Source organism: Paenibacillus sp. EKM206P, from assembly GCF_011066155.1.
Classification (GTDB): Bacteria; Bacillota; Bacilli; order Paenibacillales; family Paenibacillaceae; genus Paenibacillus; species Paenibacillus polymyxa_D.
Map to the genome: position 1 here is coordinate 69,310 of NZ_JAAMNQ010000011.1, position 18,860 is coordinate 88,169.

The window sequence follows — 18,860 nt, forward strand, 5'->3', positions numbered from 1 at the left end:
TTGTTACTGGTAATGCAGGCGAAACCAACCTAGATCGAATTTGATCTATTTTGGTTTCGCCTTTTTTTATAAATACAATTAAAGGGGAAATTACAATGAAGTATGAGACATTAGCAAAAGACATCATCAGAAATGTCGGCGGCAAAGAAAATGTGAATAGTCTAACTCATTGTATTACACGCTTGCGCTTCAAACTAAAAGATGAAAGTAAAGCCAATACAGAGGTTTTGAAAAATATGGATGGTGTTGTCACTGTGGTAAAGAGTGGCGGGCAATACCAGGTTGTTATAGGTAACCATGTACCTGAGGTTTATGCTGATGTTACTGCTGTGGGTGGTTTTCAGACAGGAGATTCAGAAGAAGCATCAGGTGAAAAAATGAGTTTGTTCAATAGATTCATTGATACTATTTCAGGTGTATTTACACCCACGTTAGGTGTCTTAAGTGCCACAGGTATGATTAAGGGCTTCACTGCCCTATTTGTAGCTTTGGGCTGGCTGACCACTACATCGGGTACCTATCAAATTCTCAATGCTTTAGGTGATTGTTTATTTTACTTCTTTCCTATTTTCCTGGGGTATACGTCAGCTAAAAAGTTCAATGCCAACATTTTCATAGGTATGGCTATAGGTGCATCCCTTGTGTACCCAACATTTAGCACGATAACAGCCTCGGGCAAACCACTATACACTCTATTTAGCGGTACTATATTTGAGTCACCGGTATATATCACCTTCTTAGGCATTCCGGTCATTCTGATGAGTTATGCGTCAACCGTTCTTCCAATTATCATATCCACCTATGTAGGCTCAAAAATAGAAAACTTCTTTAAAAAGGTAATCCCTAGCGTAGTGAGAACATTTTTGGTTCCGTTTTTCACATTGTTAGTTATTGTACCCTTAGCATTGATTGTGATTGGACCTCTCTCGACTTGGGCAGGTCAACTGCTTGGGGCAGCAACCCTCTCTGTGTATAACTTAAGTCCAATGATTGAAGGCATAATCATGGGCGCTTTCTGGCAAGTGTTTGTTATCTTTGGATTACACTGGGGACTTGTTCCTATCGCTATGAACAACTTAGCCGTGCTTAAATTCGATCCGATTCTTGCGGCTACGCTGGGAGCTTCCTTTGCTCAGACGGGCGTCGTACTGGCAATTTTGTTTAAAACCAAAAATGTAAAACTGAGATCACTTTCCATTCCAGCTGTCATCTCCGGGATTTTTGGTGTGACAGAACCAGCGATTTACGGGATTACATTACCACGTAAGAAACCATTTATTTTAAGCTGCATAGCATCTGCAGTAGGCGGCGGTATTATAGGAATGATGGGAACGAAAGGTTATATCATTGGTGGATTGGGTATTTTTGCTATCCCGAGCTATATCAGTCCGGCAGGAATAGACAGCGGATTTTATGGGGCTGTTATCGGTATCCTGGTAAGCTTTGTATTAGGCTTCTTGCTTATGTTCTTTGGCGGATTTAAAGATGATGAAGTGAAAGAAGCTAAAAAGGAAGATAACACCTCGGGAGCAGCTAAAGGAGAAGTTTTAGTAAAACAAGAGACGGTGATGAGTCCATTAAAAGGTGAAGTGAAGTCTTTATCTGAAGTAACAGATGAAGCCTTTTCGACAGGTGCCTTGGGTAAAGGGATTGCCATTGAACCTTCTGAAGGTAAGGTCGTTTCACCTGTAGATGGTGTATTAACATCATTATTTTCGTCAGGTCATGCGATTGGCATTACAAGTGATCACGGTGTTGAAGTCCTCATCCATGTAGGCAAAGATACGGTCAAATTAAAAGGCAAACACTTTTATCCTAAAGTAAAACAGGGGGATGCTGTTAAAAAAGGCGAGCTGCTTATGGAGTTTGATATGGAAGCTATAAAAGAGGCTGGTTATGTTTTGACCACACCTGTTATCGTTGCCAATACTACGAATTACCTGGATGTCATTGAAACAGAGAAAAAGGCAATTGAGTATCAAGAGGACTTATTGACCGTCGTAGTCTAATCCTAATTAATGTTGAGGAGGAATTAAACAATGAAAAATACAACTACATTGGAATTTCCACAAGGATTTTTATGGGGAGGTGCAACGGCTGCCAACCAATTTGAAGGTGGATATAATGAAGAAGGTAAAGGCTTAAGCACTGCTGATGTGATTACGGCTGGAACGCATACGACTTCCCGAAGAATTACACCTATGCTGGAAGAAGGAGTGAACTACCCGAGTCACGAGGCTATTGACTTTTTCCACCGCTATCAAGAGGATATCCGCTTATTTGCAGAGATGGGATTCAAGGTCTTTAGGATGTCCATTGCGTGGTCAAGAATATTTCCTAACGGAGATGATGCAGAGCCGAATGAGCAAGGCTTGCAGTTCTATGATCGTGTATTCGCAGAATTGAAAAAGTACAATATTGAGCCTTTGGTTACAATCTCACATTATGAAGCACCGTTTCATTTGACCCAAAAATATAATGGTTGGTCAGATCGCAGAGTCGTAGATTTTTATGTGAGATATTGTGAAGTGCTTTTTAACAGATACAAAAATGTCGTAAAATACTGGTTAACCTTTAATGAAATCAATATTTTAACCTTGTCATTTGGAGCATTCATGGCTGGAGCTATGATGCCGGAGGGGAATGGAGAGCTAGCCCATGCTACAGTGAAGGATGAGCAGGTTCTGTATCAGGCGTTGCATCATCAATTTATTGCCAGTGCAAAGGCTGTAAAGCTGTGTCATGAAATCAACAAGGACTTTAAAATCGGTTGTATGATTGCTTATATGTGTTCCTACCCACTTACATGTCATCCTGATGATATTCTGCTGGCTCAACAAAAGGATAACTTAAGTAATTTCCTATGCTCAGATGTTCAAGTAAGAGGAGCTTATCCGGGATTTGCCAAACGCTATTTTAGAGATCATAATATTCAGATCACAATGCAAGAAGAGGATGAGGACATCTTAAAAGAAGGCTGCGTAGATTTCTATACTTTCAGCTATTATTCCTCTACTTGTGTCAGTGCCGATCCCAACCAGGAGAAGGTGGGAGGAAATTTATCTATGGGCTTAAAGAATCCTCATTTGAAAGCAAGTGCCTGGGATTGGCAGATCGATCCACAGGGATTGAGATGGTCCCTCAATAACATTTATAACCGATATGAAATCCCGTTAATGGTTGTTGAAAATGGTCTTGGCGCCGTAGATACAGTGGAAGAAGATGGCTCCATTCACGATGATTATCGAATTGATTATCTGAAGCAACACATTGAGCAAATGAAAGAAGCAATTGCTGATGGAGTGGACCTAATAGGGTATACGCCATGGGGATGTATTGATCTGGTCAGTGCGGGAACCGGAGAAATGAAAAAGCGTTATGGGTTTATATACGTCGATAAGGATAATGAAGGCAATGGGACACTTGCCAGATCTAGAAAGAAGAGCTTTTATTGGTATAAGAATGTGATCGAAACCAATGGAGAGCAGTTGGATTAGATCTTAATGCCTGTTTCATAAAAGTCATACCATCAGCGCGTGCCAATTTTAATCGGTACGCGCTGCTTCACTAAATACATGGGATGAAAATGACGAAATAGAGGGTAGGGCTGATATCAAAATTTGAGGAAGTGGATACATATTACCTGCTTGGATTAAATGCTGGATTGAAGCTGCTCGGGTGGGTGACGCAGGAGCAGGTTTTGGGGTTGTCGCTACAGAAATCTGCAAAATGTCTACGGGCACCAAGGAAGCAACAGGGCGTATTGAACAATCCTTGCAAGCCGTCAGACAACCAGTGTATAAGATGGGTGGTTACATGTATGAATTTGAATGAGTTGAATGAACAGAGTTACACAGAACTAGAGGATTATTGGGTGCGTGTATTTCTAAATGTAGTACAAGATCAGGATAAGGAGAACTGGGTGATTCCTTATTACAACACATCCTTTTCTAATGGTCAGAAAGTTATGGATATGAACCCCATTTTTTCGGCTAAATCAAAAATAAGTCATAAATCCATCAAAATCATTCAAGAAACGGTTAATGAAGAGGATGACGTTCGCTATTGGTTAGATACGAATGGGAAAAACGAATTAGTTATTATTTGTTCCTTATCCCAGCAACATGTGCACAAGGTAAAGGGGATCATTGAAAGTTGGATTTATGATTGAGATCCATTATCCATAAGCAAATCTTTTCCGATATAATAGGGAAGAGAAGCCATAGAACAGAGACTACTACCTCAGAGAGGTGATATACGTTGACCGTTGATATTCTCCTACGTAATAATATAAAAGTGCTAGGCACAGGTAGCCAGACGATTGTGTTTGCTCACGGCTTTGGATGCGACCAGGATATGTGGCGTTATATCGTCCCTAGCTTTATCGACAACTACCAAATCGTCTTATTTGATTATGTTGGTTCGGGAGATTCTCAAATAAAGTACTATGATTCCCAAAAATACAGTGACTTGCAAGGGTATGCCCAGGATGTGCTGGATATTATGGAAGCGTTAGACTTAAGAAATACCATATTCGTCGGACACTCCGTTAGCAGCATGATCGGAATGCTCGCATCGATCCGCAGCCCTCAATATTTTGAACGCATTGTCATGCTCGGTCCTTCTCCACGCTATGTGAATGACCTGCCTTCTTATTATGGGGGCTTCGATAAGAGGGATATTGATGAATTACTGGATATGATGCAAATGAACTTTATTGGCTGGGCTAGTTACATGGCGCCCATTGCTATGCAGAATCCCGAGCGAGGGGACTTAACCGAAGAATTGGAAAAGGCATTTTGTTCAAGAGATCCTCATATTGCACGGCAATTCGCAGAGGTTACATTTTTTTCAGATTGCCGTGTTGATCTTCAGCATGCTTCGGTTCCTACACTTATTCTCCAGTGCTCAGATGATAGTATTGCTCCGATTGAGGTAGGGGACTATTTACACACCCATCTTAGAAATAGCAGACTTCAGCAGATGAGAGCAAAGGGGCATTATCCTCATTTAAGCCAACCAGGAGAAACGAGCGATTTAATCAAAGAATATTTAGCTAGTGTGTAATATCGAAAGAAAGGCAGTCATTTAATGGATATTCAATTAGATAAAGCTCCTTGTGGTTACTTTTCAATTTCGGATGCCGGGATCATTCAATCGGTAAATCAAACGTTATTGGACATGCTTCTGTATGACCGTAATGAATTGCTCGGACGGCCGATTGAAATGACAATGTCTGTTACGAACAAGCTATTTTTTCATACTTATTTTTATCCCTATATTCAGTTGTACGGGCATGTCGATGAGATGTACTTTTCGTTTCGGACAAGTGATCGACAGGATGTGCCTGTACTTCTGAACGGGGTTCGTCAGGAACGAAACGGAGAAACGGTTATTGATTGTGTCGTGCTTATGATGCGTAAGCGAATTGAACATGAGAGAGATATCCTGCAGACCAAAACCAAGCTTCAGGAATTATATCAGGCCACGAATGAAGCGAATCAAAAGCTTGAACGGTTGCACGAAGAATATGAAATCAAACAGCAGGAGCTAGTAAGGATCAATCTCCAGCTTGAAACGATGGCATCCACGGACCCGTTAACTGGCCTCAAAAATAGAAGGTATTTCCAAGATCAATTACTAGCTAGCCTCGCGTCCTTTCATGAGAGCGGAATATCTTTTTCGCTGCTTATCATTGATATTGATCGTTTCAAAAGTATTAACGATACTTATGGTCATCCAGTGGGCGATCTGGTGCTTACGAATCTGGCAGAATTACTGCAATCCATGTCACGGGAGATGGATATTGTCGCTCGTTATGGTGGCGAGGAGTTTGTCATTATTCTTCCGGGCAACGATCAAGAGGAAGCCATTCGTACGGCAGAAAAATATCGTTCCATGACGGCCTCAAGGGATTGGGGAGAATACAGCATTACTGTGAGTATTGGCGTGGCAACGGTTACGCAAGCGGATACGGAACAATCGATAGTTCATCAAGCGGATTTGGCACTGTATGCTTCTAAGAGTGGCGGGAGAAACCAAGTCACGCATTCAGCAAGTCTCGTAAAGAAATAAATGAGGCTTCAATAACCGCATGAAGAGTTGGGGAGTGATAAACATGGGGGAAGCGTACAAGCTGGACTGTGATACCTGTGCTTATACTAAGAACATATTTGTAGGGTTTGGTTTTTCATATATGAGTTTGGAATCCATTGCTTCGTTTGTACAGGATACTGTCCTTAAACGACGTATTGGGGAATTCATAGGCAACCCTTCGACGAGATATGATGCTTATGACGCTATGTATGTGTGTCCTGCCTGTCAGGCCATCCGTAATGAATTGTTTATTGAGATGAAATCGGACTCATCACAGTATAAAATTTCTTATGCTTGTCCTAGATGCGCGACTGTTATGGAGCAGGAACACATTGAAAACAATGTGCCTGTTCATTTGAGTTGCCCAGCATGTGAGAAGGGCAAATTGAAAGCAACGTTTTATATGGATTGGGATTAATAGATTCCCCGGATATCTTCACAGCATACTCCAATAAGCCTGGTCAAATCGTTCAAATTCAGCTAATATTAATGATAACGATTCTCATTTAAATCATCAAAATGAATGAAAACCTTTGAGGTGGACGCTTGTGAATTCAAATTCGTTATCATTAATATATCAGCATTATTTGGAAAAAACTCCGTTTAGAAAACAAAACGAGCATACGTATATGATGTTACCGGAAGCAGGTGACGGACATATCTACAGAGTTACGACTTACAGCGGTATCGAGATTGTGTATTCGCATATCCAATATCACGAGCCTTACCAGACGAACTTTGCTTCCAAAGGACAAATGATTGAACTTCAATTTGCACTTTCGGGTCAACGTCATGTGAATATAGCTGGTCTGGACTACACGCTCCCGATAGGGTGGGGTGCTCTTATTTTTTTACAGGATTTCAAAGCACGTTTTCATCCTCCGATTAACGAACAATACCAATCCTTTGCACTTGGCATTCCTGTTTCGTTGTTTAATTATGCGGCTTCACAGTTGGCGGCTCGTCGCCAGGTAGCTATTGAATTTAAACAAATTCTGAAGGGTGCTGCGTTCCATCACCTTAGTTTTGAGCTGGATCACAGAAGTATAGTGATGATTGAACATTTGATCAAAGATTTGAAAAGTGTGCATAGATCGCCTTTATTAATGGAAGCAGCGGCACTAGAGATTTTGAATAGGTTTATGATTCAATTATTTGATTTAACTCCCATGCCCGAAGGCTTATCTAAAGAAGATGTCAGAAAGTTGCATATGGCTCGGCAAATCCTTGAATCCAGCATGATTGATCCTCCTTCACTGATCGCATTATCCAAAAGAATTGGATTAAACGATTTTAAATTAAAAAAAGGATTCAAAGCATGTTTTGGAACGACTGTATTTGAATATTTGCGCCAAATTCGTCTTGATTATGCGATGAAGCTGCTTAGAAGCCAGGAAAGCAATGTAACAGAAGCTGCGATGGCTGTAGGATACAGTAATGTGAGTGCATTTTCAGAGCAATTTTTTCGGGAATACGGAGTGAAACCATCATCTTTGAAGAAAGTATTTTAAAAATTCTGTTTTGACCATTTTAAAAAAATATCAAGGTAACAAAAAGCTGGAACCCTGTATAGATAGGATTCCAGCCTTTTTATTTGGTGCTTATTTCACGAAAGTTTCAATGCCATCTGTATTGATGGTTGAAGTATGGGTACGAGACGCTTCTTCAATATTTTTGAATGCCCAGTAATCTGTTGGTACATCCTTCCATGTAGCCTGAATGGTTCCTTCCAGAGGTCCTCGTTTTAAGATCGTGTTCAAAATGGTAACCGTTTCTACTCGTGTTATATATTTATTGGGTTGGAAGCTGTTATCGTTATAGCCGGTAATCCATCCTGCATTAGCTAACGCTACAATGGAATCCCTTGCCCAATGCTTTTCGATATCGGTATAAGGAGACGCTGTGGTTTGCGTTCCTTTAAGCTGCTTCCAGGATGCGAGTATGGCTGCCATTTCTGCACGGGTAATGGGTTGCTCTGGTCGAAATGTTCCATCTGCATATCCATTCATAAGGTGCTGTGTCGTAAGTGCTATAATCGAATCCTTTGCCCAATACGTGCTAGGTACATCTTTGTATGTCGTTGAGCCTTCTTTTGTCTCCAACTTCATAATCCTAGCCATCATCGCGGCGGTTTCAGCTCGTGTAATTGACTGGTCCGGTCGGAATGTACCATCCTGATAACCCGTTATATATTTTTCATGCGCAACCTCGGATTGCTCTACTGGCATGATTTCCGCAGTCGGTAAAACCGTTGAAGAAGCCGATGGTGATGAAGATGCGGTTGTTTCACTTGAAGAAGATGAATCACTGCTATCCGCGTTATCCTTCTTATCTTTTTTATTGCTACTGCTGCTGTCGTTATTGCTAATATCACCCGTGCCTGCATTTCCATTTACAACCTGTATATACGCTTCAGATGTACTCGGAGCAAATCGAGCATCCCCACTGTATATAGCAGTAATTGCGTGACTTCCCACACTTAAGTTGCTTGTAGTGTAGTACGCATTGGCATAGCCATTCGAAATGCCCACTGGCTCCATCGTCAGCGTATCTAATATATTTGTGCCGTCCATAAGGATGACCGTTCCGGTTAAATCGCCCGAAGTTTGTGGGTTTGAGGTTGTCCTCAAGCTAAACCTTACTTCCTGACCTTGATTAGACGGATTCAGCGAACTCAATATTGTAGTTACTGTAGGTCTCAGTGAAGGTGTAGGCGCAGATGCATTTACGACCTGAATGTATGGCTCAGATGTACTGGGGGCAAATCGAGCATCCCCACTATATATAGCAGTAATTGGGTGACTTCCCACACTTAAATCGCTTGTGGTGTAGGTCGCAGTGGCATATCCATTCGCAATGCCATTTGGTCTCATCGTCAGCGTATCTAATATATCCGTACCGTCCATAAGGATAACCGAGCCGGTTAAATCTTTCGTAATTTGTGGGGTTGAGATGGTTTTGATGCTAAACGTTACGGATTGACCTTGTTTAGAAGGATTTGTCCAACTCGTTACCGTGGTTTCAGTAGCATACACCGCATCCGTTACACTAGGTGCTGGTGAGGAGGTTGCATACACAGTACTCTCGGAAAAACTCCATGTCCAGGTTCCAAATAAGACGATAACAGCAAGATAAGATAAACAAAAAGACTTGATTTTACTCATAAATTTCCTCCATAAAATTCCGGTGTCACGATGAACTGACTAAATCCTCCATGATGACTAACCTACTAATATAATTTTCTTTCTTACATTACTGATTTACTATACTAAATGCCTCTGAACCAATTCTGAACCAAATCGACAAAAACCGCGTGCTCAATTCACATCGCTAGAAGGGGATCACGATTTGCGAGCTTTTCCGTAATTTCTCAGAGCAAATGCGAAAAGGGTCAACCAGAAAAAACTGGTTGACCTCATAATATGAATGACAGTTTAGCGTGATATTTTGGAAAGAATTATTCCGTTAGTATTTAAATTTGACCGTCAGATCCTGTAATTTCTGTGACATATCCGACAAGGTCGTTGCCAGGCTGGTGATCTGCTGCATCGAAGCTAGCTGCTCCTCTGCAGACGCTGCAATATTCTGCGAGTTGTCCGCCGCTTGAAGCGCCAGACTCGATACGTTTTCTCCGCTTGCTGAAATTTCCTGGACACTTGCGGTTATTTGCTCCGTGATGCTCGCGAGCTCTTCCGTTTGCTGTGCGATATGATTGGTGGACGTCACAATTTTGTTAAACTGCTGCTCCGTCTCATTAGCAATTTTAATGCCGGAGTCGACATCCTGTTTTACGCGTTCCATGGTCCGAAGCGAATGCTCCATATCTTTGCGCATATTCTGAATCAACTCAGAAATCTGCCCAGAAGACTGGTTCGATTGTTCGGCCAGTTTTCTTACCTCTGAAGCAACTACGGAGAAACCGCGGCCTTCTTCGCCTGCACGGGCAGCCTCAATCGAAGCATTTAAGGCAAGCAGATTGGTCTGCTGTGCGATATCCGTAATGGCATGCAGCATCGTGTCGATCTGTTGAGTACGTTCATCCAGCATCCTCATAACCGCATCGGTTTCATTGACGGAATGGTTAATCAAGTCCATTTGCTTCACCGTATGTTGTACAGCAGTACCGCCAAGGCTCGCCATTTCCATCGCGTCTGCAGACGATTCAGCAATAGTCAAGGAGCTATCCGTGATCCGCTGCATGCCTATTGAAATTTCTTCAAGCGAGCTGGTTGTCTTCTGGAGCATCAGTTGCTGCTCCTTCGCACCGGCCGCCGATTCTTGAATCGCGATGGTGATATGCTCGGTTGCCTGCCCAGTATGCTCTGCACCAAGGGTTAATTCTTTCGAGGAAGCTGCTACCTGCTTTGTGGACAGGTTTACTTCACCGATCAAATATCTAATATTTTTAATCATATGATTGAAATCCTGTGCCAGCTCGCCAACCTCATCTTTTGAATTCATTTTGACTTCTTCGACCGTTAAATCACCGTCCGCAACTGAGTTAAGCCGCTTTGCAATCATGATAATAGGCTTCGTAAAACGTCCCGAAACAAAGCTTACGATAATTGCTCCCAGAATAACTGCAATAGTCGTAATAATCAGGACAATATAAAGGACCTTGGTCGCCCCGCTGTTAAATTCGTTAAAATATGCTCCAGAACCGATGATCCATCCCCAATAAGGATCCCTTTCAACGTACGAAATTTTCGTCTCCACTTGATCTGTACCAGGTAAAGCCCATTTATAAGTGACGAATCCACCGCCGTTTGTACCGGCTTCTACAAACTCTTTTCCCACATGCACACCGTCTTCCGATACGGCATTTATTAAATCCTGGCCTTCATTTGAAGGGTTCATCACTGAAACGGCATCTTGGTTGACTGCCCACGGATAACCTGTTTTACCTACAGTATATTTAATCTTTACCGGTCTTTTGTTATTAGCATCTTTTACACCGAGCAGCTCGATGCGCAGTTTTTCCTGTGCTTCTTCCAATGTTAAATTACCGGCTTCGACTTGCCCATTGAGGAAACTAATCATACCAATTACCATTTGCACACTATTCTTAAGTGCTACTTTGCCTGATTCATTCATTTCATTCTTGGAAACAACATAAGAACTGATTCCAATCACGAATGTGGGTACAATTAAAATAATCAAGCACATTATGGTTAACTTCGTTCTTAACGATCTTACCTTCATGATTGATCCTATTTTTGTTTTCACTGAGATTTCCCCCTTAGACATCGATATACAGACTCAACCCACAGCTACGCTAATTACTAAAGGCAAAAGACTGTACATCATATATCGTAATAACATGCCAGGAAATGAAGCCCTTCCATCCAGTCAGCGATGAAGAGACCGATGTAGTTCATTTCACAACGAAAGAGCGACTCTATAATTAACGACGCCCATTGGGCCATAGAATGCAGGCCATTTTTTACTGTCTGAAGACTGGCTGCTGTTTTATACGCAAAATTAAATCCGTTTAACCGCAAATTTATCCGTCTATAGGCAGTAGCGTTTTGGTATGCTCCGTATACTTCTGCATAGAGAGAATCTTTAACAGAGGAGTGTGCGAGGATGAATAGAATAAAAGGGAGCATCTTTTTCAGTGTATTTGTGGCTATGCTAGGGCTCATGCTCATTGCTCCAATTATGCCGCCCCTTATTCGTGAATTAGGCTTAAGAGAAAGCCATTCCGGATTAATTATATCGCTTGGTTCTATAACGATGGCCTTAATGGCTCCAGTATGGGGAAATCTAAGTGATGCAAAGGGACGCAAGCCGGTGATTCTGCTTGGTTTCATAGGGATGTGTGTAAGCTGCCTGTTGTTTACACTTACTCTTTTTGCAGGATTAAATGGTTGGCTCAGTGGGGGGCTGCTGTTAGTCCTGCTGATTGTTACACGCGGCTTAATTGGCGGCTTTATCCCGGCGGTGTTGTCATCGTCCCAAGCTTATATGGGAGATGTAACGGAAGGAGAAGAGCGTGGAAGTGGTATGGCTATTATTAGTGCGGCGAATGGGCTTGGGCTGGTATTTGGTCCCGCGATTGCAGGTGCCTTTACTTTAATAGGGCTGTTATGGCCCTTATATTTTGGAATTGTCATTGCCGCTGTTGCATTCGTGGTGTCTCTGCTGGCGATTCCGGCGGCCCAGCCCGTTATTCAGCAAAAACCCGCTCGAATTAACCCCCTCCAGCCAGGTCTAAGAATGTATTTGTTTGCAGGCTTGGTTACGATGATAAGTATTGTGACTATTCAGGTTATAGGTGGTTTTTATTTTCAAGATCAGTTAGGTCTTACATCCGAAGAAACAGCAAGAGTCGTGTCCTTTGGACTTATGTTCTCCGGGGCAGCGATGCTGATTGTGCAGATCATCCAGATGAAATGGCTTAAATGGCAGCCTAAGCCGATGATTTTACTTGGTTCTCTATTCCTGATTGCTGGAATGGCATTATTTCTGATTTCAGCCAGCTTGGTCGTTTACTATGCAGCGTTCTTTATGTTTGGCATAGGCACAGGCTTACTGATGCCCGGTTTTATGGCAGGTGCTTCGCTTTCAGTCAGTCAAGAGCAGCAAGGGGGAGCAGCGGGGCTGGTAGCTGCGGTACAGGGAATTTCCGCGATCATTGCTCCTATTTTGACGACCACCTTGTATCGAGTGGACAAATATATTCCCTTTACGCTTATAGCAGTCTTGGTAGCTGTTATGGCTGTTATTATGTGGGTAGTGAGAAAAAGAAACGGGAATAGTGAGCCTGTTCCTCATAAGGCAAAATAAATAAAAGATTGGTTAGATGAATCCATAGGCTTCCGGGGTATACTCACCGGAAGCCTATATCTATTATAATAAGTTATAAGAAATTTCAGGAAAATCAGAAGGAAGTGGGGGGCTTATGGAAATCCAGCAAAAATGGGTGGCACTAAACAAAAGATATAGTTTGTACGCACCCAGTCCCGAGGCTGTACAACCATGTACCAATTGAAGGAAGAGCTTGAGGGCTTAGAAAGCGAGCAGGCTGCCAGAATTTTGACAGAGTTGTATCTTCACCTGCATCAATACGAAGAGGCGCTAGAGGTTTTTATGTCCGTCATGAACCGGAAAAATAAAGCAGATTTGAAGAAACAGTGGAGTATTCAAGAGATGATTAATAGCCCGATTCGACTGCCGGTGATTAAGCCTTTAATCAAAGTAGCCAAGCGCAAGAAAACTTCCGATCTCCCTGTGTTTACTTATCATCAAGACCCTGTACGCACTCAGATCCTTAAATCAGGCTTTTTGAAAACGTGTTTCTGTTGTGGACGGCAGACCGATATCTGGTACGCGGGTCCCTTTTATACAGCATTATCTTATGAGGCGATCTGTCCTTGGTGTATTGCGAATGGTAGCGCTGCGAGCATGCTACAGGGAACATTTCATGACCCTGCTTGCTGTGCACAATTGGAGGAACCAAAGCTGGATGAGCTACTGCATCGGACTCCCGGTTATGAGGCATGGCAGACCGCCGCGTGGCTGGATCACTGTGATGACTACTGTGTTTTTATAGATTTTGTGGGCTGGTAGGAGCTTGTCAGTAGAGGGATAGAAAATGATGTCAACCTGATGTTTATGCCTATTCTGGCTTTGTATAATGAAGAAGAGGCTAAGAGTCGAATACGGGAAAGCATGGAACGTGACGGATCGTTCCGGGGTTATTTATTTCAGTGCAGGCATTGTAAGGAATACCTCTTATATGCGGACTATGACTGAATCCAAGTGAATTTCCTGAGGTGAATGAGAAGGTGAAACCCAATTTAGGGGTGGTTCTAATTAAGGAGGAGTTCATAAAATTGGAGGAATGCAGATGGGTTGGGAGTATGGGATTAAGGTCGCAGATGTTAAGGATATTAAAGCGCTAATGGAACGCTTAGCTGAAGCATTGCCTAGGATTGAGGGATATCGGATGCAAAGGGATGAGGATGGTTTTGTTCTGCTTCAGAATAATTCTGATTGGCCTGAAGCGCTTCAGATTTCAGTGGAAGAGGCAAGAAATATTGAAGGGTTAGAAGATGATGAACCTTATATCTATTGTCTATTTCATATTGGCGGCGGAGATGCGATAAGGTTGAGGGAAGGAATGTGTAGGGCACTGGAAGAAGAGAAATGCGCTGCGGATTGGTTCGAGTTGTAGCCGAAGAGAGGAGTAAGAGAGAGTGACTAAGAAAGGAAAAACAGAGATTCAGACACTAATCTATCGCTATAGTGGTCCAAGAGCCAATATTGGATATACTTTTGAACCGCTGCGCTATGGGGATACAGATGAGCCAAAGCTGGAGGAGATGATCTTCATCTACGCAGATGACTTTGATATCGTGCTGTCTGTGTTAAAGTCCATATATCCACTTGTCGATCCTGACACGGGGGAAAGGTATGAGGCTTTTGATGCCTGCTGGGATAATCCGATTCAGGCGTCGGTATGGCATGAAATATTAACAGAATTGGATGCTTGGCCTGCCAAGGAGCCAGAATTACGCATATTTATCGATTCCTTTACAGCATGGGTCAGAGCGCATTTGAAGCAAGCAGATGGTATTATCGTGACCGGAAATCTGTAGAGGAAGGCAATGCACTGCAATCCGTATTTTCGCTGCCCCTCGCTTCGAGGGGCAACTGGAAAGCGAGCTGCTGGGTCAAATGCCTCGTTCTTTACATTGCATGCGACAGGCTCCTTATGGCAACTGGATTATTGACGTTGCTTCCGAATCCGGAGTAACTTTTGCTCCAATTTGGTATCACCCATAAATTTGCTGACAGATACAGCAAGCTGATATTGAATGGTCCCCATATTGTTAGCGGCAGGTTGAAGAACCCCTTTTATCGTTTGCCATAACGAAGTAGCCTGTCGGCTTTTTGCTCCAAAATGCATGATGATGTGGATACAGGCTGTAATTATATTGCGGCCAAGTCCGTACAGGAACCATTCTTTTTCCTTAGTAATAAGCGGAATGATGGTTGCCATCGTTTCCCAAGCTTCATCCCATCGTCCTGTTTCAATGAGCTTTTCTGCCAAGCTGGATGCAGTAGAACAGTAGTTACTAGAATTTTCTTCTATTTTCTCCATTTCAGCCAGCTTTTTGAGGGCTTCAATTTCACCTTCTGGATGGTTGCGCCATCTCTCATGATAAACGAGTGTCCGCAAATTTTCTTTGTCCCAATCCGTCTGCTCTCTGATCCACAAATCAATAAATAATGATAGGTATACATCTTCCCCGAGTTCACTCGCGATATTGATGCAATCTTCAAGATCAGCTGTATCTTTGCTGAATAAATATGTTTCCAAAATCAACTCAGGATCAAACCCGGCGTATGTATCGAAATTGGCTTTCTTGGCCTGCTGGAACAAAATTTGGTCCTGTTCACGCTCATACTTTTGCAGTAAAAAAACGGCATAGTATAGAGCATCGCCAATCCCCTGAAAACTGTTCGTTTCCCTATCTATAATCTCATTAACGAGCAGCCTTCTCACAATCGGTTCGTAATGCGGGGAATCTCGATCCTCACGATTATACATAGCCAAAAGCACCTTCAAGCGATTGGTATAATTGGCATCACTTTTTCCATATTCCTCACTGTGTTGCTCCAAATAGTCAACCTTCGAAAAATCGGCGTGATCACTTATTAGACTCTGCAGCATTTTATCATAGGGTGCCATCATCTGATCCAGCAGCTTTTTGTAGTTCGTTTCCATTACTGTAATTCTCCTTTCACTGATCGGCTTAATACTACAATCCATATGTACAAAAAACAAGAGTTTTCTTTTTGAGTACTGCGCTGTCACACGTACATATTTTTCTAATAGACCCATTTTAAGATTCGATATGAGGGATGGACATTCAACACCTGTAAATCAAGCATACAACATGCAGGGATACAACATTGCGCACAACTAATGGAAGCGTTTTAATTTGAGTATAGAAACACAAAAGAAGATCTCAGGGAGGACATAAGATGCTAAAAGTGAAAGCGCTTAGATGTGAACATGTAAACAATCCGATTGGACTGGGTTGTCTAAAGCCTCGATTAAGTTGGCAAATTGAATCTGACAACATATACGTTTTCCAAAAACGCTTCCAATTGCAGGTAGCCATAAATCCCGCTTTTGAACCGCTGCTCTGGAATCATTTTTCCTATTCGGAACAATCCATTTTGTTTCCCTATGAAGGTCCTCCACTCGAATCAGGACAAAGATATTATTACCGGGTAAAAGTATGGGCTCAGGGAGCGGGTGACACCGAACCCGAGGAATCGGAATGGAGTGAGATTGGCTTTTGGGAAATGGGGCTGCTCCATGAGCAGGACTGGAAGGCACAATGGATTACAGTGCAGGAGCGAAGCATCCATGAAAAGTTTCAGACAAGAGCCCCTTTTGCTGCTTCCAAGTGTTTTTCAGTTGAGAGAAAAGTGAAAAAAGCAGTCATTTATGCCACAAGCCTTGGTCTGTATGAGCTGGAGCTCAATGGACAAAGAGTAGGCGATGCCTACTTTACCCCGGGATGGACAGATTATAACGATCGTGTTCAGGTGCAAGCCTATGATGTGACTTCTACCGTTCGAGAACAACATAACCGCATCACAGCCACGGTGGGAGAAGGCTGGTACAGCGGCTATCTAGGCTGGCAAAAGCGCAAGGATACCTACGGGAACACAAATGCTTTGCTATTTCAAATGAAGATTAGCTATGAAGATGGCCGTTCAGAACTCATTTGCTCTGATTCTTCCTGGGAGGAAACGAGCTGTGCCATTTTGATGTCAGATATTTATAACGGCGAAATCTATGATGCTCGACTGGAGCAGCAGGCAGCCGAACATCGCTTCTTGAACGAACGGAAAATGATGCAGGTCGCCCCGTTTCCGTTAAGTCATCTGGTTGCTCAGGAGAACGAGCCTGTCCGTGTAATGAACCGATTAAAGCCTGTTGAACTGATTTGGACTCCTAAAGGCGAACTAGTACTTAACTTGGGTCAAAATATGGTAGGCTGGCTGGAATTTAAAGTGGAAGCCCCCGAAGGTACGGTTCTGAATCTGGTTCATGGTGAAGTACTGGATCAGCAAGGGAACTTTTACCGAGATAATATTCGTGATGCAGCGCAGCAGATTACGTACATTTGCAGCGGCAAGGGGACGGAGATATTTAGGCCGCATTTCACTTTTCAAGGCTTCCAGTATGTGAAGCTTGAGGGCTTTCCGGCTGGCGTAGCCATTGAAGATTTTACAGGCGTTGTTTTGCATTCAGACATGGCGACAATTGGCTTGTTCGAGACATCCGATCCAAAGCTGAACCAACTCCAGCACAATATTGTATGGGGACAAAAAGGGAACTTCCTGGATGTGCCGACCGATTGCCCGCAGCGTGATGAGCGATTAGGCTGGACCGGCGATGCACAGATTTTTGCCAGAACGGCCAGCTTCAATATGAATAGTGCTTCCTTCTTTCGAAAGTGGCTGAAAGATTTGGCTTACAACCAGCTGGAGAATGGGGCTGTGCCTTTTGTCGTGCCGGATGTCCTCAAAGGAACCTTTGCAGACAATATGGACCAAACGACAGCCGCATGGGGAGATGCAGCAGTTATATGTCCGTGGACGATCTATCAATGTTATGGGGATAAGCAAATTCTAGCTCAGCAGTATGACAGTATGAAAGCATGGGTCGATTATATTCGTGCCCAGGGGACCGAGGAACATTTGTGGGATACTGGTTTGCAGCTGGGAGACTGGCTGGCGCTGGATAGCGAGGAAGGAAGCTATTTTGGAGCGACCGATGGAACGTTGGTAGCGACTGCATACTTTGCGTATTCGACTCATATCTTGGCGCAGACCGCCAAACTGCTGAATCGCTATACCGATTACAACACTTATCAAAGCTTGCATGAGGGGATTAGAAGCGCTTTTGCGAACCGTTATTTTGATGACGCTGGCAAACTGACTTCTAATACCCAGACTGCACAGGTTGTGGCTTTGCACTTCGGATTGGTACCAGAAAAATATAAAAAGCAAGTGGTTCAGGAGCTCGTACGGCTGATAGAAAAAAATGATATGCATCTGGATACTGGCTTTGTAGGCACACCCTATCTATGCCTGGTTTTATCCGACAATGGCTATACAGATATAGCTTATAAAATTTTATTTCAGAAAGATTATCCTTCTTGGCTCTATCAGGTTGAACGGGGAGCAACGACCATGTGGGAGCATTGGGACAGTATCAAAGTGGACGGCTCGTTCTGGAGCACCGATATGAACTCGTTCAATCACTATTCGTACGGTTCAGTTGGAGACTTTATGTACCAAAATATTGCCGGTATCGATGTGCTTGAAGCGGGCTACAAAAAGTCACGGTTAGCACCCAAACCGCCTGTTAATCTTACTTCGGCCCATGGCAAGCTGGAGACACCTTATGGTGAGGTTGCTGTCCATTGGGAAATCGTGAATGAAGAAATGCGGATGACGGTTCACGTACCACATAATACGACAGCTGAGATTACGCTTCCGGGCGTTCTAGAGCCAGATGCATTACAACAGACCATTACTAAGCAATACCCGTCGATTCAGTATCCGCCTGGTAATGTGCCACAAGAGCTGGCCGGGAAATCAGGTTCTCCCGGAGAACAGGCGATTTTCGAACTGAGTGGAGATCATGAATTGACGTTTACCGTCGGATCTGGACAGTATACGTTCCAGTACAAATACAACCAGAGGCTAAATAACATAGACTAGAGGTG

Annotated in this window: 14 protein-coding genes and 2 pseudogenes; 13 read left to right on the top strand and 3 right to left on the bottom strand. The window is 43.1% G+C overall.

The genetic code is table 11. The features are described 5' to 3' along the window. Positions 1-95 precede the first annotated feature (95 nt). The 8 genes and pseudogenes from G9G53_RS19800 (at position 96) to G9G53_RS19835 (ending at position 7,607) form a co-directional block, all read left to right on the top strand. Complete coding sequence (locus G9G53_RS19800; RefSeq protein ID WP_165149751.1) at positions 96-2,009, top strand: beta-glucoside-specific PTS transporter subunit IIABC; 1,914 nt, start codon at positions 96-98, stop codon at positions 2,007-2,009. A gap of 30 nt (positions 2,010-2,039) precedes the next feature. Further along, the gene (locus tag G9G53_RS19805; protein ID WP_165149753.1) at positions 2,040-3,497 is read left to right on the top strand and encodes a glycoside hydrolase family 1 protein; all 1,458 of its coding nucleotides are present in this window, start codon (positions 2,040-2,042) and stop codon (positions 3,495-3,497) included. 146 nt (positions 3,498-3,643) lie between these two features. Continuing rightward, positions 3,644-3,807: pseudogene (locus tag G9G53_RS19810) on the top strand (methyl-accepting chemotaxis protein); the annotation flags it as partial. 13 nt (positions 3,808-3,820) lie between these two features. Continuing rightward, the gene (locus tag G9G53_RS19815; RefSeq protein ID WP_165149755.1) at positions 3,821-4,171 is read left to right on the top strand and encodes a hypothetical protein; all 351 of its coding nucleotides are present in this window, start codon (positions 3,821-3,823) and stop codon (positions 4,169-4,171) included. An 89-nt stretch (positions 4,172-4,260) separates the two neighbouring features. Beyond that, the gene (locus G9G53_RS19820; RefSeq protein WP_165149757.1) at positions 4,261-5,067 is read left to right on the top strand and encodes an alpha/beta fold hydrolase; all 807 of its coding nucleotides are present in this window, start codon (positions 4,261-4,263) and stop codon (positions 5,065-5,067) included. Positions 5,068-5,091: 24 nt separating this feature from the next. Then, the gene (locus tag G9G53_RS19825; protein ID WP_165149759.1) at positions 5,092-6,075 is read left to right on the top strand and encodes a sensor domain-containing diguanylate cyclase; all 984 of its coding nucleotides are present in this window, start codon (positions 5,092-5,094) and stop codon (positions 6,073-6,075) included. 43 nt (positions 6,076-6,118) lie between these two features. Next, a complete protein-coding gene (locus tag G9G53_RS19830; protein WP_165149761.1) occupies positions 6,119-6,514 on the top strand; it encodes a hypothetical protein in 396 nt (131 codons plus the stop codon). Positions 6,515-6,644: 130 nt separating this feature from the next. Continuing rightward, the gene (locus G9G53_RS19835) at positions 6,645-7,607 is read left to right on the top strand and encodes a helix-turn-helix domain-containing protein (RefSeq protein ID WP_165149763.1); all 963 of its coding nucleotides are present in this window, start codon (positions 6,645-6,647) and stop codon (positions 7,605-7,607) included. A gap of 90 nt (positions 7,608-7,697) precedes the next feature. Here the strand turns inward: G9G53_RS19835 and G9G53_RS19840 are convergent, their stop codons facing one another. Continuing rightward, positions 7,698-9,260 carry an S-layer homology domain-containing protein gene (locus tag G9G53_RS19840; protein ID WP_029515496.1) on the bottom strand — a complete coding sequence of 521 codons (1,563 nt, stop codon included), beginning with the start codon at positions 9,258-9,260 and terminating at the stop codon, positions 7,698-7,700. A gap of 301 nt (positions 9,261-9,561) precedes the next feature. Beyond that, positions 9,562-11,322 carry a methyl-accepting chemotaxis protein gene (locus G9G53_RS19845; RefSeq protein WP_029515495.1) on the bottom strand — a complete coding sequence of 587 codons (1,761 nt, stop codon included), beginning with the start codon at positions 11,320-11,322 and terminating at the stop codon, positions 9,562-9,564. A gap of 360 nt (positions 11,323-11,682) precedes the next feature. Here G9G53_RS19845 and G9G53_RS19850 point away from each other — a divergent pair, with 360 nt between their 5' ends. The 4 genes and pseudogenes from G9G53_RS19850 to G9G53_RS19865 all read left to right on the top strand — a co-directional run bounded on the left by G9G53_RS19850 (position 11,683) and on the right by G9G53_RS19865 (position 14,699). Beyond that, positions 11,683-12,885 (top strand): MFS transporter, encoded by a 1,203-nt coding sequence (locus G9G53_RS19850; protein WP_029515494.1) that lies wholly within the window; start codon positions 11,683-11,685, stop codon positions 12,883-12,885. Between the two features lie 363 nt (positions 12,886-13,248). After that, positions 13,249-13,854, top strand: a pseudogene (locus tag G9G53_RS26570) (CbrC family protein). A gap of 94 nt (positions 13,855-13,948) precedes the next feature. Further along, positions 13,949-14,275 (top strand): hypothetical protein, encoded by a 327-nt coding sequence (locus G9G53_RS19860; protein ID WP_165149765.1) that lies wholly within the window; start codon positions 13,949-13,951, stop codon positions 14,273-14,275. A gap of 22 nt (positions 14,276-14,297) precedes the next feature. Beyond that, positions 14,298-14,699, top strand: a complete 402-nt coding sequence (locus tag G9G53_RS19865) for a hypothetical protein (protein ID WP_069010514.1) — start codon at positions 14,298-14,300, stop codon at positions 14,697-14,699. Positions 14,700-14,827: 128 nt separating this feature from the next. Here the strand turns inward: G9G53_RS19865 and G9G53_RS19870 are convergent, their stop codons facing one another. After that, on the bottom strand, positions 14,828-15,832 hold the full coding sequence (locus G9G53_RS19870) for a hypothetical protein (protein ID WP_165149767.1): 1,005 nt from the start codon (positions 15,830-15,832) through the stop codon (positions 14,828-14,830). A 260-nt stretch (positions 15,833-16,092) separates the two neighbouring features. Here G9G53_RS19870 and G9G53_RS19875 point away from each other — a divergent pair, with 260 nt between their 5' ends. Beyond that, the gene (locus G9G53_RS19875) at positions 16,093-18,855 is read left to right on the top strand and encodes an alpha-L-rhamnosidase (protein ID WP_165149769.1); all 2,763 of its coding nucleotides are present in this window, start codon (positions 16,093-16,095) and stop codon (positions 18,853-18,855) included. Positions 18,856-18,860: the final 5 nt, after the last annotated feature.